General features: G+C 58.9%; 18 protein-coding genes and 3 pseudogenes. 7 read left to right on the top strand and 14 right to left on the bottom strand.

The window, feature by feature from the left end; all coding sequences use genetic code 11:
* Positions 1–9: 9 nt before the first annotated feature.
* Both phaC and SOP85_RS19790 read left to right on the top strand, forming a co-directional pair.
* Complete coding sequence (gene phaC / locus SOP85_RS19795; RefSeq protein ID WP_323627974.1) at positions 10–1,686, top strand: class II poly(R)-hydroxyalkanoic acid synthase; 1,677 nt, start codon at positions 10–12, stop codon at positions 1,684–1,686.
* 47 nt (positions 1,687–1,733) lie between these two features.
* On the top strand, positions 1,734–2,474 hold the full coding sequence (locus tag SOP85_RS19790; protein ID WP_323627973.1) for a Mut7-C RNAse domain-containing protein: 741 nt from the start codon (positions 1,734–1,736) through the stop codon (positions 2,472–2,474).
* Between the two features lie 269 nt (positions 2,475–2,743).
* On the opposite strand, the gene SOP85_RS19785 is transcribed toward SOP85_RS19790, so the two are convergent.
* The 11 genes and pseudogenes from SOP85_RS19785 to SOP85_RS19735 form a co-directional block, all read right to left on the bottom strand.
* Complete coding sequence (locus SOP85_RS19785; protein ID WP_323627972.1) at positions 2,744–2,977, bottom strand: hypothetical protein; 234 nt, start codon at positions 2,975–2,977, stop codon at positions 2,744–2,746.
* 201 nt (positions 2,978–3,178) lie between these two features.
* Positions 3,179–3,610 carry a DNA methylase gene (locus tag SOP85_RS19780; RefSeq protein WP_274076451.1) on the bottom strand — a complete coding sequence of 144 codons (432 nt, stop codon included), beginning with the start codon at positions 3,608–3,610 and terminating at the stop codon, positions 3,179–3,181.
* 50 nt (positions 3,611–3,660) lie between these two features.
* Positions 3,661–3,893, bottom strand: a pseudogene (locus SOP85_RS19775) (ZIP family metal transporter); the annotation flags it as partial.
* Between the two features lie 5 nt (positions 3,894–3,898).
* Positions 3,899–4,153, bottom strand: a pseudogene (locus SOP85_RS31425) (manganese catalase family protein); the annotation flags it as partial.
* A 21-nt stretch (positions 4,154–4,174) separates the two neighbouring features.
* The gene (locus SOP85_RS19765) at positions 4,175–4,519 is read right to left on the bottom strand and encodes a LysR substrate-binding domain-containing protein (RefSeq protein ID WP_323628005.1); all 345 of its coding nucleotides are present in this window, start codon (positions 4,517–4,519) and stop codon (positions 4,175–4,177) included.
* Positions 4,411–5,481: a threonine aldolase family protein gene (locus tag SOP85_RS19760; RefSeq protein ID WP_323627971.1), complete on the bottom strand. Its 1,071-nt coding sequence runs from the start codon at positions 5,479–5,481 to the stop codon at positions 4,411–4,413. Before SOP85_RS19760 ends, SOP85_RS19765 begins: the two co-directional genes overlap by 109 nt.
* A gap of 112 nt (positions 5,482–5,593) precedes the next feature.
* Entirely contained in the window at positions 5,594–6,409 is an 816-nt protein-coding gene (locus tag SOP85_RS19755) for an AraC family transcriptional regulator (RefSeq protein ID WP_274076448.1), read from the bottom strand.
* A 233-nt stretch (positions 6,410–6,642) separates the two neighbouring features.
* A complete protein-coding gene (locus SOP85_RS19750) occupies positions 6,643–6,957 on the bottom strand; it encodes a hypothetical protein (RefSeq protein WP_274076447.1) in 315 nt (104 codons plus the stop codon).
* A gap of 117 nt (positions 6,958–7,074) precedes the next feature.
* Positions 7,075–8,238, bottom strand: coding sequence for a hypothetical protein (locus SOP85_RS19745; protein WP_323627970.1), 1,164 nt, complete (start codon positions 8,236–8,238; stop codon positions 7,075–7,077).
* A complete protein-coding gene (locus SOP85_RS19740; protein WP_323627969.1) occupies positions 8,225–9,421 on the bottom strand; it encodes an LssY C-terminal domain-containing protein in 1,197 nt (398 codons plus the stop codon). The genes SOP85_RS19745 and SOP85_RS19740 overlap by 14 nt, the downstream gene beginning before the upstream one ends.
* A gap of 68 nt (positions 9,422–9,489) precedes the next feature.
* On the bottom strand, positions 9,490–10,779 hold the full coding sequence (locus tag SOP85_RS19735; RefSeq protein WP_323627968.1) for an LssY C-terminal domain-containing protein: 1,290 nt from the start codon (positions 10,777–10,779) through the stop codon (positions 9,490–9,492).
* A 369-nt stretch (positions 10,780–11,148) separates the two neighbouring features.
* Between SOP85_RS19735 and SOP85_RS19730 the strand changes: the two genes are divergently transcribed.
* The 4 genes from SOP85_RS19730 to SOP85_RS19715 all read left to right on the top strand — a co-directional run bounded on the left by SOP85_RS19730 (position 11,149) and on the right by SOP85_RS19715 (position 16,200).
* Positions 11,149–12,084: a LysR family transcriptional regulator gene (locus SOP85_RS19730; RefSeq protein ID WP_323627966.1), complete on the top strand. Its 936-nt coding sequence runs from the start codon at positions 11,149–11,151 to the stop codon at positions 12,082–12,084.
* Between the two features lie 168 nt (positions 12,085–12,252).
* Positions 12,253–13,707 carry an FAD-dependent tricarballylate dehydrogenase TcuA gene (gene tcuA, locus SOP85_RS19725; protein ID WP_323627965.1) on the top strand — a complete coding sequence of 485 codons (1,455 nt, stop codon included), beginning with the start codon at positions 12,253–12,255 and terminating at the stop codon, positions 13,705–13,707.
* Positions 13,694–14,851, top strand: a complete 1,158-nt coding sequence (gene tcuB, locus SOP85_RS19720; protein ID WP_323627963.1) for a tricarballylate utilization 4Fe-4S protein TcuB — start codon at positions 13,694–13,696, stop codon at positions 14,849–14,851. Before tcuA ends, tcuB begins: the two co-directional genes overlap by 14 nt.
* A 47-nt stretch (positions 14,852–14,898) precedes the next feature.
* Positions 14,899–16,200, top strand: coding sequence for an MFS transporter (locus SOP85_RS19715; protein WP_323627962.1), 1,302 nt, complete (start codon positions 14,899–14,901; stop codon positions 16,198–16,200).
* A 452-nt stretch (positions 16,201–16,652) separates the two neighbouring features.
* Here SOP85_RS19715 and SOP85_RS19710 read toward each other — a convergent pair whose 3' ends face one another.
* On the bottom strand, positions 16,653–18,149 hold the full coding sequence (locus SOP85_RS19710; RefSeq protein ID WP_274076458.1) for a Fic family protein: 1,497 nt from the start codon (positions 18,147–18,149) through the stop codon (positions 16,653–16,655).
* 504 nt (positions 18,150–18,653) lie between these two features.
* On the opposite strand from SOP85_RS19710, the pseudogene SOP85_RS19705 reads away from it, so the two are divergent.
* Positions 18,654–19,544, top strand: a pseudogene (locus tag SOP85_RS19705) (transposase); the annotation flags it as partial.
* Between the two features lie 307 nt (positions 19,545–19,851).
* On the opposite strand, the gene SOP85_RS19700 reads toward SOP85_RS19705, so the two are convergent.
* Together SOP85_RS19700 and SOP85_RS19695 are read right to left on the bottom strand one after the other, a co-directional pair.
* Entirely contained in the window at positions 19,852–22,269 is a 2,418-nt protein-coding gene (locus SOP85_RS19700) for an efflux RND transporter permease subunit (RefSeq protein ID WP_323627961.1), read from the bottom strand.
* Positions 22,266–23,453 (bottom strand): YCF48-related protein, encoded by a 1,188-nt coding sequence (locus SOP85_RS19695; RefSeq protein ID WP_323627959.1) that lies wholly within the window; start codon positions 23,451–23,453, stop codon positions 22,266–22,268. Before SOP85_RS19695 ends, SOP85_RS19700 begins: the two co-directional genes overlap by 4 nt.
* Between the last annotated feature and the right edge of the window lie 7 nt (positions 23,454–23,460).

The raw sequence follows: 23,460 nt of genomic DNA, 5'->3' as shown, positions 1-23,460 counted from the left end.
AGCAGCACAATGAACAAGAAAAATAAAGAACTCTCCCAGCAAGCCGCAATGCAAACGTTGAACCTCAATCCGGCGGTCGGCCCTCGCGGGCGCGACCTGCTCGGTACCGCCCGCATGGTCCTGCGACAAGTGTTGAAGCAGCCCGTGCACAGCGCTCGGCACATGGCCGCATTCGGTATCGAGCTGAAAAATGTATTGCTCGACCGCTCGCCGCTCAAGCCCGCGGCGGGAGACAAGCGCTTCGACGAGCTGACCTGGCAGCGCAACCCGCTCTACCGTCGCTACATGAAGACTTACCTGGCCTGGTGCCAGGAGATGAACGACTGGATCAGCACCAGCAGCCTCAGCGAACAGGACGCTCAGCGTGGTCAGTTCGTCATCGGCCTGCTGACCGATGCGATGGCGCCGACCAACACCCTGGCCAACCCGGTCGCACTGAAGCGCTTCTTTGAAACCGGCGGCAAGAGCATCCTCGATGGCTTCTCGCAGCTGACCCGGGACCTGCTCGAAAACGGCGGCATGCCCAGCCAGGTGGACAAGACGGCGTTCGAGGTAGGCCACAACCTGGGCATCACCGAAGGTGCGGTGGTGTTTCGCAATGAGGTGCTGGAGTTGATCCAGTACAAGCCCCGTACCGAGCAGGTGCAGGTGCGTCCGTTTCTGGTGGTGCCGCCGCAGATCAACAAGTTCTACCTGTTTGACCTGACGCCGGAGAAGAGCCTGATCCGTTTTCTGCTCGGCAGCGGTATCCAGACCTTCGCCATCAGTTGGCGCAACCCGGGCAAGGCCCAGCGCGAATGGGGTTTGACCAGCTACGTGGAAGCCCTGAAGGAAGCGATCGACGCGGTGCTTGCGATCACCGGCAGCGCCGACCTGAACACCTTCGGCGCCTGTTCCGGAGGCTGCACCCTGTCCTCGCTGCTGGGTCACTACGCCGCCCTGGACGAGAAAAAGATCAATGCCTTTACCCTGGCGGTCAGCATGCTGGACATCCGCCCCGACACCCAGGTCGGGCTGTTCGCCGACGAGAAGACCCTGACGGCCGCCAAGCGCCGTTCCTGTCAGGCGGGCGTGCTCGAGGGCCGCGAGCTGGCCAAGGTCTTTGCCTGGATGCGCCCCAATGACTTGATCTGGAGTTACTGGATCAACAACTACCTGCTCGGCAACGAGCCGCCGGCCTTCGATGTCCTCTACTGGAACAACGACACGACCAACCTGCCCGCCACGCTGCACGGCGAATTCATCGATATGTACCAGACCAACCCGTTCGCCCGCGCCGGCGCCCTGGAGGTCGGCGGCACACCGATAGACCTCAGCCAGGTCACCAGTGACTTCTACTGCATCGCAGGCATGAGCGACCACATCACCCCGTGGGACGCCTGCTATCGCTCCATGCATCTGTTTGGCGGCAAGGGCGAGTTCGTGGTGTCCAACAGCGGGCATATCCAGAGCATCCTCAACCCGCCGGGCAACCCCAAGGCGCGCTTCATGACCAACAGCAACCTGCCCGTCGAGGCTCAGGAGTGGATGGATACTGCCAGTCAACAGGCCGGGTCCTGGTGGCCCCACTGGCTGGCCTGGCTGCAGGCACGCTCGGGCGATCACAAAAAGGCTCCGCGCAAACTCGGCAACAGGGCCTATGCCGCTGCCGAGGCTGCGCCGGGTACCTACGTGCACCTGCGCTGAATCGGTTGGCAGGGCTGTGTGCCTGCAGCCCTGCCATACTGTTGAGCATGACCAGCGCAACCTTCCGCTTCTATGAGGAGCTCAACGATTTCCTGCCCGCCGAACGGCGGCGGCAACCCTTTACCTGCGAGTGTGCGCGAGGGGCGACGGTCAAGCACATGATCGAGGCCCTCGGGGTACCGCACACCGAGGTCGAGTTGGTGCTGCTGAACGGCGAGTCGGTGGGCTTCGAGCGGGTGATCCTCGACAGCGACCGGCTGGCGGTGTATCCCAAGTTCGAAGCGCTGGACATCAGCCCGCTGCTCAAGGTGCGTGCGCAACCTTTACGGGTGCTGCGCTTCGTCGCGGACGCACACCTTGGCGGGCTGGCCCGGCTGCTGCGCATGAGCGGCTTCGACACCCTCTACGACAATGGTTTCGAGGATGGCGAAATCGCCGAGATCGCTGCGCAGCACGGACGCATCGTGCTGACGCGCGACCGCGACCTGCTCAAGCGCCGAATCATCAGCCACGGCTGTTATGTGCATGCCCTTAAACCATCGCTGCAGCTGCGCGAATTGTTCGAGCGCCTCGACCTGGCGCGTTGTGCGCGACCCTTCAGCCTGTGCCTTCACTGCAACCTGCCGCTGCACGAGCTCAGCCCGGAACGGGCTCGGCCACGGGTGCCGCCACGCATTGCGGCCCTCCATTCGCACTTCCTGCACTGCGACGCCTGCCAACGGGTTTACTGGGAGGGGTCGCACTGGCGCGATATGAGTGCATTGCTGGCAGCTCTGCTGAAACGATAGCCGCGTGCATCGGGCCGACTGCGCAGCTTGGGAAAGCAGGGCGCGGCAGACGCATCGGCCAGCGGGGCATTTGCGATTTTCCGACCCCGGGCACGTCCAGCGTAATGGTCCTGAAATCCATCAGTTCATCGCGCAGGGGATCGAAGGTACGGATCAAACCACCCAGGCCGTTGAGCAAGAGCAGCGGTGAGCCTTGGCCGCGGATTGAAACATTCAACTGCAAGCCTTCAACGGTTATTTTTTGCGTTGGCATGGCTTGCGCGACCCTATCAAGGCACCAGTAGCGCCTCATGGATTTCAATTGTCGGAATAGCATCCTCCAGACGCCGGCCATTGAGCATATCCCTCGTCTTGCTGACGTCGAAGATCTGCCCCTGATCAATCAAGGCCAGGATGAGCTCATCTGAAACACGGTAGCGACCACAGTCCGGACAGTCTCTTTCTTCCCATGGGCCGTCGCATTGAATGCGCTGTGCGACACCGACACAAATAAGACAATTCATCGCGATCACCATTTTTTAATATTTGTTCTGGATCCATCGCGAGCCACTAGCCAAGGCTTGCGCACCCTCTACTGTTGCGCATGAGGCTGATAGCTAATCGACTTGGTAGATCGAAAGAAAGTTCGCCATGTTGAGATTGTCTCCGGTGCTTTTTTTGAACGACTTGCTCTGCCAGGCCTGACCCTCGTCGCTATTGCGCGTTCACAGGATCACTCGTGACGCCTCGCGCATGAAAATTTCGACCGTCTTGGGACCAATACCTTCAAAGGCAATGAGCCGATTCTCAAAGTCCCGGCGATCCGCGCTCGCGCTGACGATATTACTCACCTTCCCTGCGTACTCATTGTTGAGTTTGTGAGCCAAGGCCAACAGACGCGCAGAGGTAGTTTCGTCATATCGCACATAATGCGCCTCGCCCAACATGGCGACGAGTTCCCGATGGGTACTGTGGGCGAGCTTGCCCGGTGTGTCACGCTTATGCTTATCGACAATCACTCGATACGCTTGCGCGGCAATTCGGGCCTGAATCCTTTTGCCCATTAAAAAACTGGCGACCAGCCATTTGAACAAGCCCTCTTCATTGGCGCTTTGCAGGTCAATATTCAAATCCTGTGCACTGATAATCTCGTGCATTGAAATCTTCCCCTCTCAGGCGCCTTATCCGGTTCGAACGGGTAAGGCGGTCAGCCCAATGCCGTATCGAGAAACATCATGACCCCGAACCCCAGCATCAGCCCCAACGTCGCGGGCGTTTGGTGGCCAGCGATGTGTCTCGGGTATGACCTCATGGGAGACAACAAAGATCATCGCCCCCTGCTGCAAGGCCTAAAGCGAGGGGGTAGCCCAAGGCGAAACTGGTTGAAATGCCGAGGCCGACAACAGCGCCTAAAGGCTCCATCAGGCCTGATGCAACGGCAATCAGGACGGTTCGGACATGAGACCGGTATCGACGTAAGCTGCCGACCATGGCACTCCAGCAGAGTTGGTCAGTGGTGCACCGGCGCCGTACAGCAGACAGGTGATGTGCGAGTCATTACCGGCGCCATTGATTGCGCGATACAGCTCGCCCTCCTCTTCCACGCCTTCGGCCAGGCGGCCTTTGGCACCCTTGTTGAGCATCACGATGATTGAACCGACGATCTCCAGGTGACTGAGTTCTTCGGTGGCAATGCGTGGAGCTACATCGCCCCTCCATCATCAACCCCGACCAACCACCGGCGCATGCTCAGCCATCAATTCCATTACCCAATCGATAAAAACCCGTACCTTGGCACTGACATGGCGATTCGGCGGGAAGGCCAGGTACATCGGCATCGGCACCATGTGCCAGGCCTTGAACAGCGGCAGCAGCTCGCCGCTGACCAGGTGCGGTTTGGCCATGTACTGCGGTAGCCAGAGCATGCCCAGACCGACACTAACGGCGCGGCAAACGCTTACGTGCTCAGCGTATCGATCACTCGCCGGACCTGACTCAGCAGATGATCGACATCCTCGGCAGTGGTCGCGAACGAGGTGACAAAGCGCACGATGTTTGGCCCCCAGCGATCATGGTAGAACCCGAACCCGGCCTTCAGCAGGGCTTCGATGATTGCCGAATCCAGCTTGCAAAACAGGATGTTGGCCTCGGCGCCGGCCATGACTTCAACGCCTCGCAGACCCGCCAGCCCACGGGCCAGGCGCTGGGCGGCTGTGTTGGCCTGGCGTGCGTTACGTAGCCACAGGTCGTCGGTGAGGTACGCATCGATCTGCGCCGATATAAAACGCATCTTGGAGAGCAGATGGCCGGAGCGCTTGCGGCGATAGCTCATCTCGGTGGCAAGCGTGGGGTTGAACAGGACGATCGCTTCGGCGGCCAGCGCACCATTCTTGGTAGCCCCGAACGAGAGCGCATCCACCCCGGCTTTCCACGTCATCTGCGCCGGGGAGCAGCCCAGGGCAACCAACGCGTTGGCGAACCGCGAACCGTCCATGTGGAACCCCAGGGCGCTTGCCTTACACACCTCACCGATGGCGGCGATTTCGTCCAGGCTGTAGAGGCTACCGACTTCAGTGGCCTGGGTAATGCTGACGCAGGCAGGTTGAGTCGTGTGCACGTCTCCAACCTTTTCACCTGTCCGTTCGCGCAGGCGGGTGACATCCAGCTTGGCCGAGGGGCCGTCGATGGTCATCAGCTTTGCGCCGTTGGAAAAGAACTCGGGGGCGCCGCATTCATCGTTGTTGATATGGCTGGCGGGATGGCAATAGATGTTGCCCCAGGGTGGCGTCATCGCACTCAGGCACAGGCTGTTGGCGGCGGTGCCGGTAGGGACGAGAAAGACCTCCACGTCGCGCTCGAAGATCTCGCTGAGCTTGAGCTTGACCTTTAGGGAGAGTTCGTCCGTGCCGTACGCACTGGCCTGGCCGGTGCTGTGCCTGATCATGGCCTGCGCCACTTCCTTTGAGGCCCCCGCGATGTTGTCGCTGGCAAAACTCAATGCGAGCGGTTGGTTTGATTCAGCGTTCATCTACCTGTCCTCGGCTGCACGGGCGAAGAAGAGTCGCCCGGTTTTGCGCATCCTAGGGCGAGGGACAGTGCCCAGGCTTGTAAAAAATTGACGGCCAGCGAAACGCCGACACTCAATGCCTGTAGCGTGAAGGCGCGACGCCGAATGCGTGTCGAAACGCACGGTTGAAGTGGCTTTGATCGTAAAACCCGACCGCGTGGGCGACATCGATGATCGGCAGTTCGCTGCGCGACAGCAGGCCACAGGCTTGTTCAAGACGCAGTCGCAGCAGCCATGCGTGCGGTGTCATGCCGATGGTCCGTTTGAACTGCTTGAGGAACGAAAACCGGCCCAACCCGCAAAGACCGGCGAGGTCATCCAGGGTAATGCGCTGATCGATGTGGCTGAAACAATAGTCCCTGAGGCGTGACCATTGCAGGGGCGAGAGCGCTCCAGAAATCGCCTCGGGCACGATCACCCGCGACTGACGCAACAGACCCTCGACAAGGGTCAGCCATTGCGCCTGCACCGCGAGACCGCCAGGGCCGATGGCCTGCTGCATGGCCTCGTGCAAGCCGCGCAGGTGGCCGGCAAGCCCGGTGTTTTCGAGCAACATGCCGGCCAGCTCCAGCTCACTGGGCCGACCACTGATGTCCTCTGCGAGGCTCGCGACCAGCGCCTGGGACAAACGGAATGTCTTGAGCGTGTAGGCGCCGCCGCCTTCGGCCACACCGTCGTGGATTTCGCCCGGCGGCATCAGGGCAACATTGCCCGGCCCCAGCAGAAACGACTCGCCTTTGGATCGATGACGCTGGATGCCTTCGGTCACGAAGCCAACGTGGAAGTCGAGGTGGTAATGGCGATCGAAACCGGCATCCGTCAGGCGCGCCGAGCCCAGCACGAGGCCGGGAACTTCACTAACGTGGTGGTAACTTGCGTGCTCAGTCATGGAACCCGTACCAGGATCGGCGGCGAGGAAGGCCAACACATTCTAGATCTGCGCAAGATATGGATCTACAGGTTGTCAGCTAGTAACTGCCGCGAAGCACTGCTTATGGATGCCCGGAAAGTTACCCATTAGCTGTACTGCTGACCACTCAACAGTAAGGGCAGTTGTCACATCGCCGATTAATTCTGTTTTTTGGTGAATATCAGTGCAAGTTTAACTGAGAAATAGCTAATTTACGGTCTGACTTTTTTCATGATTTCCTCTATCATTTTAAGCGTGTCCGAGCCACGACCCTCGATAAGTTCAACATAAAAATTGCTATAAGCATCCGAAAGCTCCCGATATTTCCGAAGGCTTGACTCATCCATGATGCGATGGCCTGGTATATCCCTTGCTTCAACTTGGGTATTGATCTCACCACGCTCAGCTGCGGATATCAAATATTCCATTTGCCCGTACAAAGCCAGTGCTGCCGGCTCTTTGTCCTTATACAATTCCAGTTGTTTTCGCAATTCGATTGCGGTCTGTTTTAACGCTTGAATATCCATACTAATTCCTAATTGTCGATTTCGCCAATGAGCTTTGCTGCAGACCACTCTTGCCGATTAGGCACCAAATATTGTGCCGCCTCTCCCGTTCTCGTGATTCCACCCATTGTTGTTATTTTACTTAATGCTCAAATGCTCAGATGCCGCCAGATCCTCTTCGACGAAGCGCAGCATCGCCTCCGCCAGCGCCTCGCGCGGATAGGCATTCTGTGTCACCAATAGTGAACCGAGGGTCGAATGCGTGCGGGCGATCGGCACTGCCAGTGCCCAATGATCGGCGTTGATATAGCCCATCAGGCGGCTGCCCGGCACTATCTGATCGTAGAAAATCACTTGGCTGTCGTTACGGGCATCGATCTGCGCCAGCTTGTTGTAACTCGATTTCAGTATGGCCGAGATGTGATCCGGCTGCGGGAAGGTAACGAGCGAATAGTAGTTCAGTTCGGACGGCAGCCGGTGCTGCGCCAGCCAGTTCTTGCGCGTTGCGGGTCGCAGGCTGTCGATCGCGCCACCGTCGCCCGAATCGCAGGTCGAACCGGGAAAGTGTCGCAACAGGTCCGCCTGGTACTGCTCGGCATCGTTGGCCAGCGCCGAGCCGCCGACCGAGCCGGCTGCGCTGACCACTGCCGCCACGCGGCCGCGGATTTCCGGGTAATTCACCATCGCTTCGAGAATGTCGGGCGCGCCCTTCGAATAACCGATCAGGACGAGGCGCGGCGGTCCGGCTTCGGCTGGCATCGCCATGATTGCGTCGCGTATTTGCCGAGCGTTCTTTGCGGAACTCGACAAGGCGTCGACCTTCATCTGCACCAGGTCATAGCCGAATTGACGCAGATGAACCGCTACGCTGCCGGGCGCTTGCAGCCATTGCTCGAAGCATTCGTAGCCGACGCCGGCCACCATAGCGCCGATCAGACGGCGTTTCGATTGACCGAGATCGACGGGCTTGCCAGTGCCAGCAGGTTCGCTGCCGACGCGTGTCAGTGCCTCCTCGCAAGGGCGGCTATCGGGAATCTCGCTTCCTCGCGTATTGAGGATCGAGCAAAAAATCTCGCGAAAGCGCCCCCGCTTGTCCTGCACGCCGGCCTGCGACGCAGGGACCAGCACCAGCGGCGGTGTGTCCGGCGAGTAGGCCATCAGCGGCGCGGGTGCGCAGGCGGTGAGCCCATGGCAGGCAGCGATCATCAACCATGCCATGCCAGCGCTGCGCAACAGTGGGCAGGCACCGCAAAAACGGCCGGCCGAGTCATCCGGCCTGCCGAACAGTTTACTCGCGGGCATTGTCGACCTCCTTGCGTGCAGGCGATTCTCGCCAGTCCAGATACGGTTCCCAATCGAGCATCTGCACCTGCGACAGGCTCAGCGGTCGCGTCGCAAAGAACATGACCGCACGCAGACCGTCGCTGAAGTAATGGGCGCCGCTGAACGTCGTTCGCGGTTGTGCCTGGGACGCGGGACCGACGCCGGTGACGAACCCGAGCTTGTCCAGGCCGGCCGAGTACATCATGTCCTGGATCAGCAAATTTCTCGCCTCATCGACGTCCTCATGCAAGACCAGGGCTTGCGCCTCGCGCGGTGCAAAGCGTCCGCCGGTCGGTCGTGCGACCTGCGCGAGATAGACGGAGAGACCGTCGAAGCGCATAGGCGTTTTCCACACACGCACCCAGGTCGCCGGCGCACCGCCTTGCGATTGCTTGCGAACCACGGCATCGGGCATACGGCCGAATGCACGCTCGGTCGCATCCGCGGGGTGCGCGGCACGCCGGTAGCCGCGACGTACAAATGCGGTGGCGATATCGGCAAACTCGCCGATGAGAATCGCATTGAGCGGATCGCCGTTCGCCCTGCCGTTCGCGTCAGCGGCGCAGCAGGGAAGGCGCTCCAGCGCGGAACGCAACGCGGCCAGATCGTCATAGTCCTTGATCTCGGAACCTGGATGCTGGAACAAGCCTTCGGCAAACCATTTTTCCCCGGCATCGTCCGGCACGCGCAAGAAGAAGGAAAACGGAATCAGCGTCTTTCTCTGCAGCAGATCGATATTCAGCAGCCGCGTAACGCGCTCCGGGTTGATGAACAGCAAGCCCGCTTTCGTTTCGCCTGGCATGACGGGATTCTTGAACCCCAGTTGGTCCAGGTGTGCATTGATGCGCGCGTTCGCTGCCGGGGCGAATATCCCGTGCATGGACCAGGCGACTTCCAGTGGCGAGAAATAATCGGGATCGGTTCCCGGCCGCAGCAACAAGAGCGGCTCGGCAGACCGGTTCTGGACTTCGACCCACACGGGCTGCACACGCGTCCTGTCCAACTCGACCCCCAGCATTTGCCGCCTGTCTTCGGCACTGAGCACGGCGGCGCTGACGCGTATCTCGTGATGGGTGGCCGTCTGCGCACGTTCACGCAATCCGGAGGTACTGAAATCGGCAGGCGCCTGCCAGGTCGAACAAGCAACGGCGAGTGCAAGCATCGCTGCACAACCCAGGGTGCGCAAGCAGCGTATTGCACATCGCAGAGTCTCCCCCGACGGCAAGCGGCTCATGGCTTGACCCGCCCCGGTGGTTGTCCGCCCTTCTCGTAGATGCCCTGTGATAGAAAGAATTCGATTTGCCCCAGGGAGGTGTGCGTGGGGTCGAATACCAGGACACAGCGCAGTCCATCCGTGTAATAAGGATCGGTCGTCAGGTTCTCGCGCGGCGCGCTCTGGGGCGCGGCCCCCACCCCCTTCACAAAGCCGAATTTGGCCAGGGTCACCGAATACGCCATATCCTGTGTCAGCGCGCTGCGCGCTTCGTCGACGTCAGGGTCGATCTTGTGCGTCGTCAGCGTCGCAGTATGCACGGTCATCCGGCTGCCGATATCACGGCTGATCTGTCCGACCCACACCTGCTTGCCGTGATATTGCATCGGGCTCAGCCACAGCCTCAGGTGATTGCGCTGGTGGACGTTGTCACGCGCCTTTTGCAAGGCAAGGTCCTGAGCCCGCCCGAACAGATAGAGATCGCTCACTGGCGCATAGGGATAGCGCTCGCCGGAAAGCGCCGAATTGACCACTTTCATGATCGACCCCGACCACTTCTCCTCGGTCCCACGCCAGCCGCGACGTGCGAATGCAGGGAAGGCATCTTCGAGCCCGCCGACGACCACCAGGTTCAGCGGATCGCCGTTGCTGGAACCCTCCTCGTTGGTGACACAGCACGGCAGCGCCTCCAGCGCCGCCTGGAAACTGGCGTCATCCGTGTAATTCACAATGTCTTCGGGCGCGATGCCCTGCCTGAACACTTCGCTGATGTGGTAATCGGCGCGCAGCCCCGGCACGAGGGCCAGGACAGAGAAATGCCTCGACCGCCCGTTTGCCACCAGATCGAGGTTAACGAACTTGAACCCCTCGTCGAGATTGGTCAACACGAAGCCCGAGGTTGTCGTGCCAGGTGCGATAGGGTTGCGCAAGGCCAGCCGACGAAAGTGCCGGTCGAGCGCCGTCCGCTCGTCCTGAGGGGTCCCTGAGAAAAATGCTTCGGCCGCCTCGGATGTGGGGAAGAAATTTGGATCCAGGCCCGGCGAAAGCAGATAGTAGGCGCGATCTTCCTGATTGTTGACTTCGACCCAGACTGGCTGTATCGATCTATTCGCCAGGGGCACGCCGTAGACCGCCTCGCTCTCGGCGGCCGACAGTACGGCGGTCGACACGCGCAAGCCTCCATCGCTGCGCGTCACGGCGCGGCTCTTGTAGTCAAGGCTCGGCGTTGGCGCAGGCTGGGAGGCGCAGCCGGCGAGCGCAGCTGCGATGGCCGTTGCTGAGAGAACGTGTCTCACCATGCGATGCATCGCGTAACCTCATCAACTGGGGTTTACCAATCTTCGCTGGCCTGCCTACGTAATCCGTAGCGACTATGGACATTGGTTTCTACGTCGCAGCTTTTCATCAGGAACCGCACCGGGAGTTGCGCAGGCTTTTTGGGGTGAGTTTCGCCGCCATGGAAGAATAGTCGAACTATCGATAGCAGGCCGCTTCGGCCAGGAGCAGTCAATCGACACTCCCCGTGCGAACCGTCAAGTTGACCCATTCAGTTACGACAAAGCGCACGTGCTCAACGGTCAACCCAAACCTGCGACAATGCTGCCTCTTCGGGCTTCGTAACTTGCGTGGCAAAACGTTCAGGTATTTGAATAACAAATTCGCGGGGAGCAGCCACATTGGAATTAAGACAACTGCGCTATTTCGTAAAAATCATCGAGCTGGGCAGCCTGGGGCGTGCGGCACTTGAACTGGACGTTGGTGTGTCAGCCCTCAGTCAGCAAATCTCCAAGCTGGAAATCGAACTGTGCACCCGCCTCCTGAATCGAACCTCCACCGGCGTGACGCCCACTAGCGCCGGATTTGCGTTTTTACACCATGCCCAATTGACGCTACGCCAAGCGGAAAACGCAATCATGGCCGCCCATCGCGGGCGAATGAGCGGTTATGTCAGCGTCGGCTTACCGCCGACTACCGCGACGGTGCTCGCGTTGCCGTTGATCAACGCAATGCGTGCGCGTTATCCGGACATACAACTGCATTTGGTGGAAATGCTTTCCGGCCACTTGGCGGCGCAGCTCAACGCACGGCAAATTGACCTGGCCATCCTGTTCCAGCTCGAAGGGGGTAAACGCTGGAGCGTTACTCCGCTGCTGGATGAAAAACTGTTTGTCATTGCCTCGCCCAGCCTGCCTCAGGCGCCATCTGGTGACAGCGTGCAGTTAGCCGACCTCGGCGGCCTGCCGCTGGTGATGCCCAGCGCGCAACATGGATTGCGCTCGGCATTGATGAGTGCGTTCGAGCGGGTCGGGCTAACACCCAATGTCATTATGGAAGTCGACGGTCTTGCTGTTTTGATGAACGCCGTCCGGGCCGGTCATGCGGCAACTATACAACCGGGGGCGGCCGCTGCATTGAAAGACGGGTCCGGACTTTCACTGATCAGGATTGCCGACCCCCATGTGGGCCGGCGTAATCTTCTGGCGACGCTGGCTGACGACGAACTCTCTCCGGCGGCGCTGGCAACGCGGCTGGTCATCGTCGATGTGGCCCGACAGTTGGTCGTCGACAAACAGTGGCCTGGAGCTACGTGGATAGAAGGGGTCAACGCGTAATCCTCGTTCAACCCCGGACAAAAGAGTCTCTCCTGACGAAAAAGCCTTTAGAAAAACTAAACACCCCGCGTCAAAAGCAGCCTTTCGGCCACTCCGTCCCCACCCTATCGTTCTCCCCACTCGCAAGGAGCACTTCGTTCCCGCTTCCTTGCCAATCGAGGAGCGATAATGATCGATGTCTTAATCATAGGGGGTGGCAACGCTGCCTTGTGCGCCGCTCTGATGGCGCGAGAAGCGGGCGCCAGCGTGATGCTGCTGGAGGCCTCTCCGAAAATTTGGCGCGGTGGCAATTCCCAACACACCCGTAACCTGCGGTGCATGCACGACGAACCGCAGGACGTGCTGATCGATGCCTATCCGGAAGAAGAATACTGGCAAGACCTGTTGAAGGTTACCGGTGGTCTCACGGATGAAAAGCTTGCACGCATTGCCATTCGGGCATCGTCTTCTTGCCGCGACTGGATGCGTTCCCACGGCGTGCATTTTCAGCCACCGCTGTCCGGCGCACTGCACGTGGCGCGGACCAATGCATTTTTTATGGGCGGCGGCAAAGCGCTGGTCAATGCGTATTTCCGCAGCGCCGAGCGCCTGGGTGTAAAAGTTCGATACAACACGCAAGTGACCGACATCGAGTTGGATGAGGGGAAATTCGTCGCCGCCCATGTGGGTGAACACGAGGTCGATGGTCAGCGTTTCGCCGCAGAACGCATTGAAGCCCGGGCCTGCGTGTTGGCGGCCGGCGGCTTCGAATCCAACCGTGAATGGCTGCGCGAAGCCTGGGGTCAGAACGAACGCGGTGAATGGCCATCGGACAATTTCCTGATCCGGGGCACACGATTCAACACCGGCATTTTGCTACGGCGCATGCTCGACCTTGGCGCAGATGTAATCGGCGATCCAACGCAAGCACACATGGTCGCGATTGATGCCCGCGCGCCTCTCTACGACGGCGGCATCTGCACCCGAATCGACTGCGTATCGCTGGGTGTGGTGGTCAATCGTGATGGCGAACGCTTCTACGACGAAGGTGAGGATTTCTGGCCGAAACGTTATGCGATCTGGGGGCGTCTGGTGGCTGGACAACCCGGTCAGCAGGCGTATTCGATCATCGATCAACAAGCCATCGGCCGCTTCATGCCGCCGGTCTTTCCCGGAACCACCGCCAATACTCTGCAAGACCTTGCCCGCCAGTTGAAGCTGCCTCAAGAAAAATTCGTCAAGACTGTCGAGGACTACAACAGCGCCTGCCGCGTTGGCACGTTCGATCACACGGCGTTGGACGACTGCCACACCCAAGGACTGACGCCCGCCAAAACCCATTGGGCGCGGCCATTGGTGAAGCCACCTTTCTACGCCTACCCGCTTAAACCGGGTGTCACGTTCACCTACCTCGGCCTCGCCACCGACGAAACCGCTGCCGTGCATTTCAACGGCAAAGCGAGCCCCAACCTGTTCGTCGCGGGAGAAATGATGGCCGGCAATGTTCTGGGCAAGGGCTACACCGCTGGCATCGGCATGGCCATCGGTACCGCGTTTGGCCGCATCGCTGGCGTGCAGGCGGCCGCTTCGGTGGGCTTTGGCGTTTCATCTGTAAACACGGAGTCTCGACATGCAACTGTTTGATCCCCAAGCATCGGGCGGGTTGATCCCGGTGTTGAATCTTGACGAAAGTGAAGTCCAGCGGCAGATGACCATCTGCAATGCCTGCCGTTATTGCGAGGGTTTTTGCGCGGTATTTCCGGCGATGACCCGGCGCCTGGAATTCACTCAGGCCGACATCCATTACCTGGCGAACTTGTGCCATAACTGCGGCGCGTGCCTGCACGCCTGTCAGTACGCCGCCCCACACGAATTCGCCGTCAACATACCCAAAGCCATGGCCAAAGTGCGCCTGGATACTTACGCCGAATACGCCTGGCCGCAAGTGATGGGCAGGTTGTATCAGCGCAACGGCCTGACCCTGGCGCTGGCTTCCGGTGGGGGACTGGCGTTGTTTTTATGCCTGACCCTGATGCTCATGGGCAACCTGTTCACGGCCATTCCCAGTGGCAACTTCTACAAGATTTTCCCGCATAACACCCTGGCGCTGATGTTTGGCTCAGTGTTCGGCTTTGCGGTACTTGCCCTGACCATGGGTGTGCGGCGTTTCTGGCGCAACGTTTCACCGGTCGCAGCGCCACTGCCGTTGAAAACTTCCGCTGCATTGGAGGCTACGGCCAACGTCGCGAAGCTCAAGTACCTGGACGGCGGCCATGGCGAAGGGTGCAACAACGCCGACGATCAATTCACCTTGTGGCGACGTCGATTCCACCACCTCACCTTTTACGGTTTCATGCTGTGCTTCGCCGCCACCAGTGTCGCCACACTCTTTCACTATCTGCTGAAGTGGTCGGCGCCTTATCCGATCTTCAGCTTGCCGGTGATGTTGGGTATTGCCGGTGGCATCGGCCTGCTGATCGGCCCGGCGGGTCTTCTTTGGCTGAACCTGCGTCGCAACCCTGCGCACGGCGATGAGAACCAAAAACCCATGGATCGCGGCTTCATCGCGCTGCTGTTTCTGGTCAGCGCAAGCGGCCTGGCGCTACTGGCTTTGCGTGAAACCAGCGCCTTGGGCTTGATGTTGGCTATTCATCTCGGCCTGGTCATGGCGTTTTTCCTGACCATGCCCTACAGCAAATTCGCCCATGGAATCTTCCGCAGCGCAGCGCTGCTCAAACACGCCATCGAGAAACGTCAACCCAACCCGATCAACGCCGGCAGCGACTGACGGTTAAAGCACTCATTCCAAAAACAATAGTGAGCATAACGGTAGCCATGATGAAAACGACAACGGCAACAACCCGAACCAAGGGGTCCAAATTGGGCGCCATTTTGCGGGTCACCAGCGGTAACTTTCTCGAGCAGTTTGACTTCTTTTTGTTCGGTTTCTACGCGACCTACATTTCCCAGACCTTCTTTCCAGCCACCAGCGAGTTTGCCTCGCTGATGATGACCTTCGCGGTATTCGGCTCCGGGTTCCTGATGCGTCCGTTAGGCGCCATCGTGCTGGGGGCGTACATCGACAAGGTGGGCCGTCGCAAGGGGCTGATCGTGACGCTGTCGATCATGGCCGCCGGTACCGTATTGATCGCGTTGGTGCCGGGCTACGCCGCCATTGGCGTGGCGGCACCGATTCTGGTGTTGTTGGGCAGGCTGCTACAGGGCTTCTCCGCCGGCGCGGAAATGGGCGGTGTTTCCGTGTACCTGGCGGAAATTTCCACCCCCGGTCACACCGGTTTCTACACCAGTTGGCAATCGGCCAGCCAACAGGTGGCGATCGTCGTCGCGGCCGCGTTGGGCTATACGATCAATGCCACGATGCTAGCCGCTGAAATCGCCGATTGGGGCTGGCGTATTCCGTTCTTCATTGGCTGCGTGATCATCCCGTTCATTTTCATTATTCGCCGTTCACTGGAAGAAACCGCTGCCTTCACTGCTCGCAGCCATCGCCCAACCACTCGCGAAGTTTTTCGCTCGATGCGTGACAACTGGCGCACCGTACTGGCGGGCGGATTGCTGGCGTCCATGACCACCACCACGTTCTACCTGATTACGGTCTACACACCGACGTTTGGCAGGACAGTACTGAACCTGAGCACCACCGACAGCCTGGTGGTCACATTGCTGGTCGGCATCAGCAACTTTATCTGGCTGCCTATCGGCGGCGCCCTCTCCGACCGCATTGGCCGTCGGCCACTGTTGCTGGCGATATCGTTGCTGTGCATCTTCACCGCCTATCCCGCCATGCACTGGCTGGCAGAGGCGGCAAGTTTCGAACGACTGCTCGCTGTTCTGCTGTATTTCTCGTTCTTCTTTGGCATTTACAACGGCGCCATGGTCGCGGCACTGACCGAAGTCATGCCACAGAACGTGCGTGTAGTCGGGTTTTCACTGGCCTTCAGTTTGGCCACCGCGGTGTTTGGCGGTTTTACCCCAGCAATCTCGACGCTGCTTGTCCAGGCCACGGGCGACAAGGCATCACCCGCCTACTGGCTGATGTTCGCGGCGGTGTGCGGGTTCACGGCGACGACGATTCTGTATCGTCGGCAAAAAGCTTTGACAGTCAGAACCGTTTAGTTCCTCGATCGGCGACGCTTACCACGCGTCGATCCACGGCGGGAACCGAATTAGAGGGGCGATTACAGTCGTCAGGGCAGTAATCGGCCGCATCGGATTACGAGATCTAACTTGCGCATATTCGTATGGCCCACGACCGGCTGCTTTGGGTCGATTCTGTTGAAAAAGTAGATCTCCTGCCTGGCCTGCTTGAGCTATGAAATAAAGTCTGTCGGGAATAAATGGAGTCTGTCGCAGGCTGCTGATTGCTTTGATCAGCGCCTGTTACAGACTTGAGGTATTCCAGTGATGGTCACGTGGGTGAACGACCGCACGCTTTGGGCCTTTTCAAAGCTGAGGAGTTTGAAAGGTTGGGCCGCCTGATAGCTAGTGGAGATGGCGGGACTGAGATGGCCATGGCTTCACCCAAGGGATCTGCCACCGGTCATTCAACCGCCCCGGTCGCTAGACTATTAGTCGTCGGGCTCTGCGTAGGCTTCTGCCAGAAGGGCTTGGGCGTGACCTTCCAGGAAGTCGAAAACCTCCTCTTGGATATACCCGTTGTATTGCTTCCGCCGGCCCTTTGATACGACCCCATTCTGGTCTAAGCACTGCATTATCAGCTTGCTCAAGAGGCTGCCGCGCACGTCGTAGTTGTCATTAACCACCTTGAGCAACGTGTCGTATCGTTGCAGATACTCGGTTTCTTCCCTCAGTTCAATTTCCAATGCCCGCTTGGCCATTTCCAGCGTGAAGGCCACACATTCAGTCGCATCCCAGTAGCGATAGAGGCTTGGGTCGCCGGTGAAGTTAAGCGACATGTTGTCGGCATCGATCCAACGAACGTCCCAGAATTGCCGGGCAGGTTTCGAGAAGCTCTGCAGAGCTTCAAGGTAGCGTTGCTCCTCTCGCTTCATGGCAACGGAGACAGGGAGTAACAAACCGTTCTCCAGCGCACCGCTGCAGCACAATGCCTGGTGTATCAAGAAGCGCGACAGTCGGCCATTCCCATCCATGAAGGGATGCAAGAACACGAACCCGAATGAGGCAATGCCGGCGGCCACCAGCGGGTCAAGCTCCAACGGTGCACGGTTTGCGAAGGCCATGAGTTCGAACATCAGATCCCGGCAAAGGTCTGGAGGTGGGGGGATATAGGTGACCCCTGCCGCTCCTCGAAAGGAGTTGGTCAGGTGGTTTTGTTCATGCCGGAAGGCCACCGCCCATTCAAGCGGTTGGGAAATTGCATTGTTTTGCAGAGAGACCAAGTAGTCTTCGGTAAGCGGCTGGCGGTCATGTGCCTGGCGCAGCAACTGAACGAAACGCTCTGACTTCTGCTGGCTTGGTGCTTCCTTTTCAATCGCAAATGAGGAATCTGTTTCGCTCAGGTACGCCCAGTTGATGGTGCGATCCATCATTTCCTTAGGCAAGGAAGCAATGAACTCTTTCGAGCGCCCTAGAATGTCGTATTCAAGCAGGGCTTGGACCTCAGGCGTGCGCTCTACCGTCGCGCAATATTGGAGTGTCCCCAGCCCATTGAAGTCCACGCGCCAGCGGTTGTTTCGCACCGATGGGCCAGTGATGTAGCGCTCTGGATCAAAAAGGAGGACGCCGGGGCCCCGAGGCTTGTCCGTGTAGTCCAGTAAAGCGCCGGAGTAGACTTCCCAGAGGAAGCAGACTTTACGCAGATAGCCACTGCTGGGAGATTGGGTTATGGCCTCGACAAGGAGTTGACCTTCAATGCGAGGCAGAGCCTGCGCCAAAATAGAGAGATTGACGCCCTCATGTTTGAGCGCAAAGATGATGTGGGCGAGAAAATCCCCAGCCTCCGGTGCAACCGCTTGCGGCACTGCAAGCGCGCCGTTGATCCGCTCAATGCGGGTGACGGGTTGAACGAGTGCGGGCTTCTTTACCCCGATAGCCTTCAGCCCCATCGCATTGATCAAATGGGCGTAACCCACTAGATTTCCCATTTTTTCCCCAGTCGTTGGCTAGATTTTTTTAACCGAGCCAAGATTTTCTTAAAATACGCGCCGAACACTCAGAAAATATTAACCGAAAATGGCTGCGTAACCACTATTTTCGGGCTTTCTGATTTTCGGCGCGCCGGGAATCTGTGTAGTGGTCATCGTGTGTTGTTCTGTTGGCTGTATTACGGCCCCGGACTCTCAGCGTGGCAGCCTGAAGGTAGGCTCATCAGCGAAACCAGAGCCGGGGACGTGTTTTGTTTCGCGTCCTCCCAGGCCCAATTCTCGGCTGCTCGGCTGAGCAACTTGCACAGGGTTGATGTGCCCAACCTAAGTGTCGGTACATTGGAAAACTATTTTTAACCAATAGCTTGGCATGTCCCCGACAGGCTTCATTTCTGATTAGCCCGCTGACTAGTCCCTGAAATTGCTGAGCACAATCCGACAGACTTTATACCGTAGGATCACTGCGGCAAAATCAGGTCATCGGCCAGCGGGGGGATTCGCAGCATGATGGGACAATTGTCGAGTGGGCAAGAGGGACTGTTTTACTCGTTCAACATTGAAGATCACATCCCAGCCAATCACCTCCTGCGCAACATTGATCGATGCCTCGATCTAAACGATCTACGCCATTATCTCGCCGACTTTTATAGCCCAATCGGGCGTCCTTCGATTGATCCTGAACTGATTATTCGCCTGCTGATCGTGGGCTACTGCTACGGCATTCGCTCCGAACGCAGGTTGTGCGAAGAGGCTCATTTGAACCTGGCATATCGCTGGTTCTGTCGGTTGAGCCTCGAAGACGAAGTCCCCAATCACTCTACGTTTTCCAAGAATCGGTACGGTCGTTTTCGCGACAGCTCCTTGTTTCGCTGGCTGTTCAACGAAGGGCTGCGTCGTTGCATGGACGCAGGTCTGATCAAGGGCGAAGGTTTTGCTGTGGACGCCAGCCTCATCAAGGCGGACGCCGGTCGGCAACGTGGCGTACCCGGAAATGAAGAGATCAACTGGAGCGATCCGTCGCTTAGTACTCGCGCCGTCCGTGAGTACCTTGAAGCGCTGGATGAAGAAGCTTTGGCCGAAGCACTGCCCAAGCGTCTGTCGCTGACTGATCCGCTTTCTCGTTGGACCGCAGCGCCAGGAGGCCCGGCGTTCTTCGCTTATTCGACGAATTACCTGATTGATGTCGAGCATGGCGTGATCATGGATGTGGAACCGACGCCAGCTCATCGAACCGCCGAGGTCGAGAGCACCAAGACCATGATTGAGCGGGTCGAAGAGCACTTCGATATCAAGCCGGATCGACTCATCGGCGATACCGCTTATGGAACCGCACCGATGTTGGCCTGGATGGTCGACGAAAAAGACATCGAGCCGCATGTGCCGGTTTGGGACAAAAAACTGACCTCACAAGGGCCGCCGGCCACGGGATAGGTACGCCCGGAATCAGCAAAAACCCTCAAATTAACCCACTGACCAAGCTGCAAAGATCAACGCAGAACCCAAAAACCACCCAGCGTGGTGAACAGGTTCTGAAGTGACGGCCAACCCTAATGTCTTCCAGTCTGAAATTTCGACTTTTTCAACAGAATCGGTCGTTTTCCGCCTTGAGAGACGGGCTGAAAACGGCCAATTGCTGCCTGTCGAGAACGATCGCAATTGGCCGTTCATGAATGCTTCAACGTACATGCAAACAGGGGGCGATTCAGGCTTCGCCCCCCTTTCTGAGAGCTCGCTGCAACTGCGGCTTGAGCAGGAAGTGTCCGAGCGCTGGAACCAATATCAAGGCACCTACCATGTTCCAGATGAACATGAACCCAAGCAGGATCCCCATGTCTGCCTGAAACTTGATCGGAGACAGCACCCAGGTCAGAACCGCAATCCCCAGCGTGATCCCCGTCATCACCACCACTTTCCCCGTGGACAGCAGGGCCAGGTAGTAAGCATCGGACAGACTTGAGCCATTGCGCAGGTTGGCGAGCGTGACGCTGAGAATGTACAGCGCGTAATCCACACCGATGCCCACCCCCAACGCGATCACCGGCAGCGTCGCCACCTTGACCCCGATGTTCAGCCCCACCATCAAGGCCTCGCACAAAATCGAGGTCAGCATCAACGGCAGCACTGTACACACCACTGCGCGCCAGGATCTGAAGGTAATGAAACACAGGGCGATAACGGCGGCGTACACCATGAACAGCATCTGCACGTTCGACCGTTTCACGACGATGTTGGTGGCCGCCTCGATCCCGGCATTGCCTGCCGCGTTAAGGAACTGGATCTGATCGGTATTGTGGGTCGCCGCGAATCGCTCGACGGTCTGCACCACGCTGGTGAGGGTGTCCGCCTTGTGGTCCTTGAGGTAGACATACACTGTCAGCAAATCGCAGTTCTGGTTGAACAGCTCCCGCGGGGCGCGGGTGATGATCGCATTCAACAACCCCTGGTTACGGGGAATCTCGTACCAGGTCATGCTGCCTTCATTCATGCCCGCTGCAGCCTGCTTGCTCAGCGCCGCCAATGAGGTTGTGGACACCACCCCGGGCAGCTGTTGAAGCTGAGCCTCCAGCGCATCGACCGCCACCAGGGTCTGGTAATTGGCGCAGAAGTACTGCGGGGTTTTCACCATCACCACGTACTTGTCGCTACTGGCGGAAAAGTTGCTGACCATGAAGCGGTTGTCGCTGTTGTAGCGCGACTCCGCTCGCAGCTCCGGTGCCCCGGGATTCAGGTCACCGATCTTCACGTGCAGGCTGACGGCGAAACCGGCTACCCCCAGAATCACCGCGATTATGATTGCACCGCTGGCCCATTTGCGTTCGGTGAATCGATCCAGAAACGCCCAGAACGGGTGCCGCGCGTGTTGCGCGTCCAGCTGCGAGAACTTGTCGTTGGCCGCTTCACGTAGCGCCGCCGCTTTGCTGACGCCGGTATACGACAACAGGATGGGCAACAGAATCAGGTTAGTGAAAATCAGGGTCAACACGCCCAGTGTCGCGGCGACGGCCAGGTCCTGGATCACCGGAATCCTGATGATCATCAGCACGGCGAAACCCACGGCGTCGGCCACCAGCGCCATCAGCCCGGTCAGGAACAGCCGGCGAAAGGTGAAGCGCGCCGCCACCAGCTTGTCGGCACCGCGTCCGATGTCCTGCATGATGCCGTTCATTTTCTGCGCGCCATGGCTCAGGCCGATGGCAAACACCAGGAACGGCACCAGGATCGAGTACGGGTCCAGATCAAAGCCCAGGGTCGGCAGCAATCCCAACAACCAGACTACGGCGATGATCGAGCACAGCAACACCAACAGCGTGCTGCGAATGCAGCGGGTGTACCAGAACAACACGATGCCGCAGATCACCAGCGTTGCGGCGAAGAACAACTGCATCTGGCGCATGCCGTCAATCAGATCGCCCACCACCTTGGCGAAACCGGTGATGTGGATCTTGATGTTGTCGGTTTCGTACTTGGCACGAATCTGTTCGAGCTGGCTGGAAAGTGCGTTGTAGTCGAGCGGCTGCCCCTCATCGGACGCCGTTTCCTGAAGCGGCAACAGGACAATGCTGGACTTGAAGTTGGCGGCGACCAGACGGCCGATTTCGCCCGAGCGTTCGACGTTCTGTCGCACCTGTTCCAGGCTGCCGGCAGAGCCATCGTAGTTGTCAGGGACGACCGGGCCGCCATCGAAGCCCTCTTCCGTCACGCCAATCCAGCGGGTCGCCGGCGTCCACAGGGACTTCATGTATGAGCGGTCGACGCCGGGGAGCAAAAAAACCTCATCGTTGATTTTCTTGACCGTCTCCAGGTACGCAGCATCAAAGATGCTGCCCTGTCTGACCTCGATCGCAATCCGCAAGTTATTGCCACCCTCCCCCAGCTGGCCGCGATTCTGCAGGTAGTTCTGCACATACGGGTGATCGGTCGGGATCATCTTTTCGAAGGCGGCGTTGAGCTTGAGACCCAGTGCCTGGTAGCCGAGCAACAAACTGAGCAAGACACAAATGCCCAGAATGATGCGCCGGTGATTGAACAACAGCCGTTCAACCAGCGTGCCGGAAGCAGGGTCGAAGGTGCTGGTATCAGGGACGGTGTGAGGCTCGGCAGTATGGGTAAAACTGTTCATTGATCGTGCTCCGACGATTGCACTGCAACTGCGGACGACAACATGCCCCGTGCACTGCTGATGATCAGGTCGCCATTGGCGGCTTGCGCCATGCCGGTGAAGTAACCGGGTTGCGTCACTGGAAGCACTGACGCTGTACTGGCGCCATCGGTGAACCGCAGCACTCGGCCTGATTCGTCGGTGAGCAGTACCGAGCCATCGTCAAGCCGCAGGCCGCTGGTCAGGGTGATTGGTTGCAAGGTGTCCAGGTGCTGCCAGGTCTGGCCGCGATCCCTGGATTCGAAGGCCTTGCCGCGCAGACCGAACGCCACTATCGAGCCGCTGCCGGTCGCCTGCAGTCCAAAGGTTGTGCCCTCATAAGGGGACGCCAGCGACTCGAAGGACTGGCCCTCGTCACTGGAGCGCAGCAGCGTGCCCTGTTCGCCGGCGATGAACAGGTCCGGCCCTGCCCGCTCGATGCTGTAGAGGTGCAAGCCGTTGGGGTTATCGATTCGGGAACGGATCGATTGCCAGCTGAGTCCGCCATCGTGGGTGGCAAACGCCAGGCCGTAAGCGCCTGTCACCAGCCCGTTTCTGGCGTCGAGAAACAGCAGGTCAAGCAACGGTTTGTCGGGGCCATCGTCCACCAGCTGTTGTGCCTGCGAAAGCCGTTCGCGGGCTTTTTCCGCATCGCCAGGGTTCTCCAGGGCCTGCCTGGCCTCCTGCAGTTCAATCTCGGCCGCCTGCACGCCATCCAGCTGTTTGTTCCAGCTCAGCCCGCCATCCTGGCTGTGCAGGATCACACCGGCATGGCCGACCGCCCAGCCTTGGCGATCATCGATGAAACGTACTTTGACCAGGGTCATGCTGACCGGAGAACTGACTTGCCTCCAGGTGCTGCCATTGTCGTCCGAGACGATGATGAAGCCTCTTTCGCCCACGGCGACAAGTCGTTGCCCTGCCCGCGCAACGCTCAGCATCACGGACTGCACCGCCATGGCGCTGGTGATCGAGGGTTGCAGCGGCAAGCCGTCGCTGGGTGCCGCCATTGCCGGACCAGCCAGCGTCGTCACGATCGACACGCTCAGCGTCAACGCCTTGAACAGATGCCGGTGAAAAAACCCGGGAGTATGAATACGCATTTTCGAGCCTCGATGATGCGGTTTAATGAACGCCGCGTCAGTGCCACGGCGTCCATTGAACACAAAGTTG

It is taken from the genome of Pseudomonas sp. YuFO20 (genome assembly GCF_035064975.1).
GTDB lineage: Bacteria > Pseudomonadota > Gammaproteobacteria > Pseudomonadales > Pseudomonadaceae > Aquipseudomonas > Aquipseudomonas putida_AE.
This window is presented reverse-complemented; position numbering and strand designations above follow the sequence as displayed.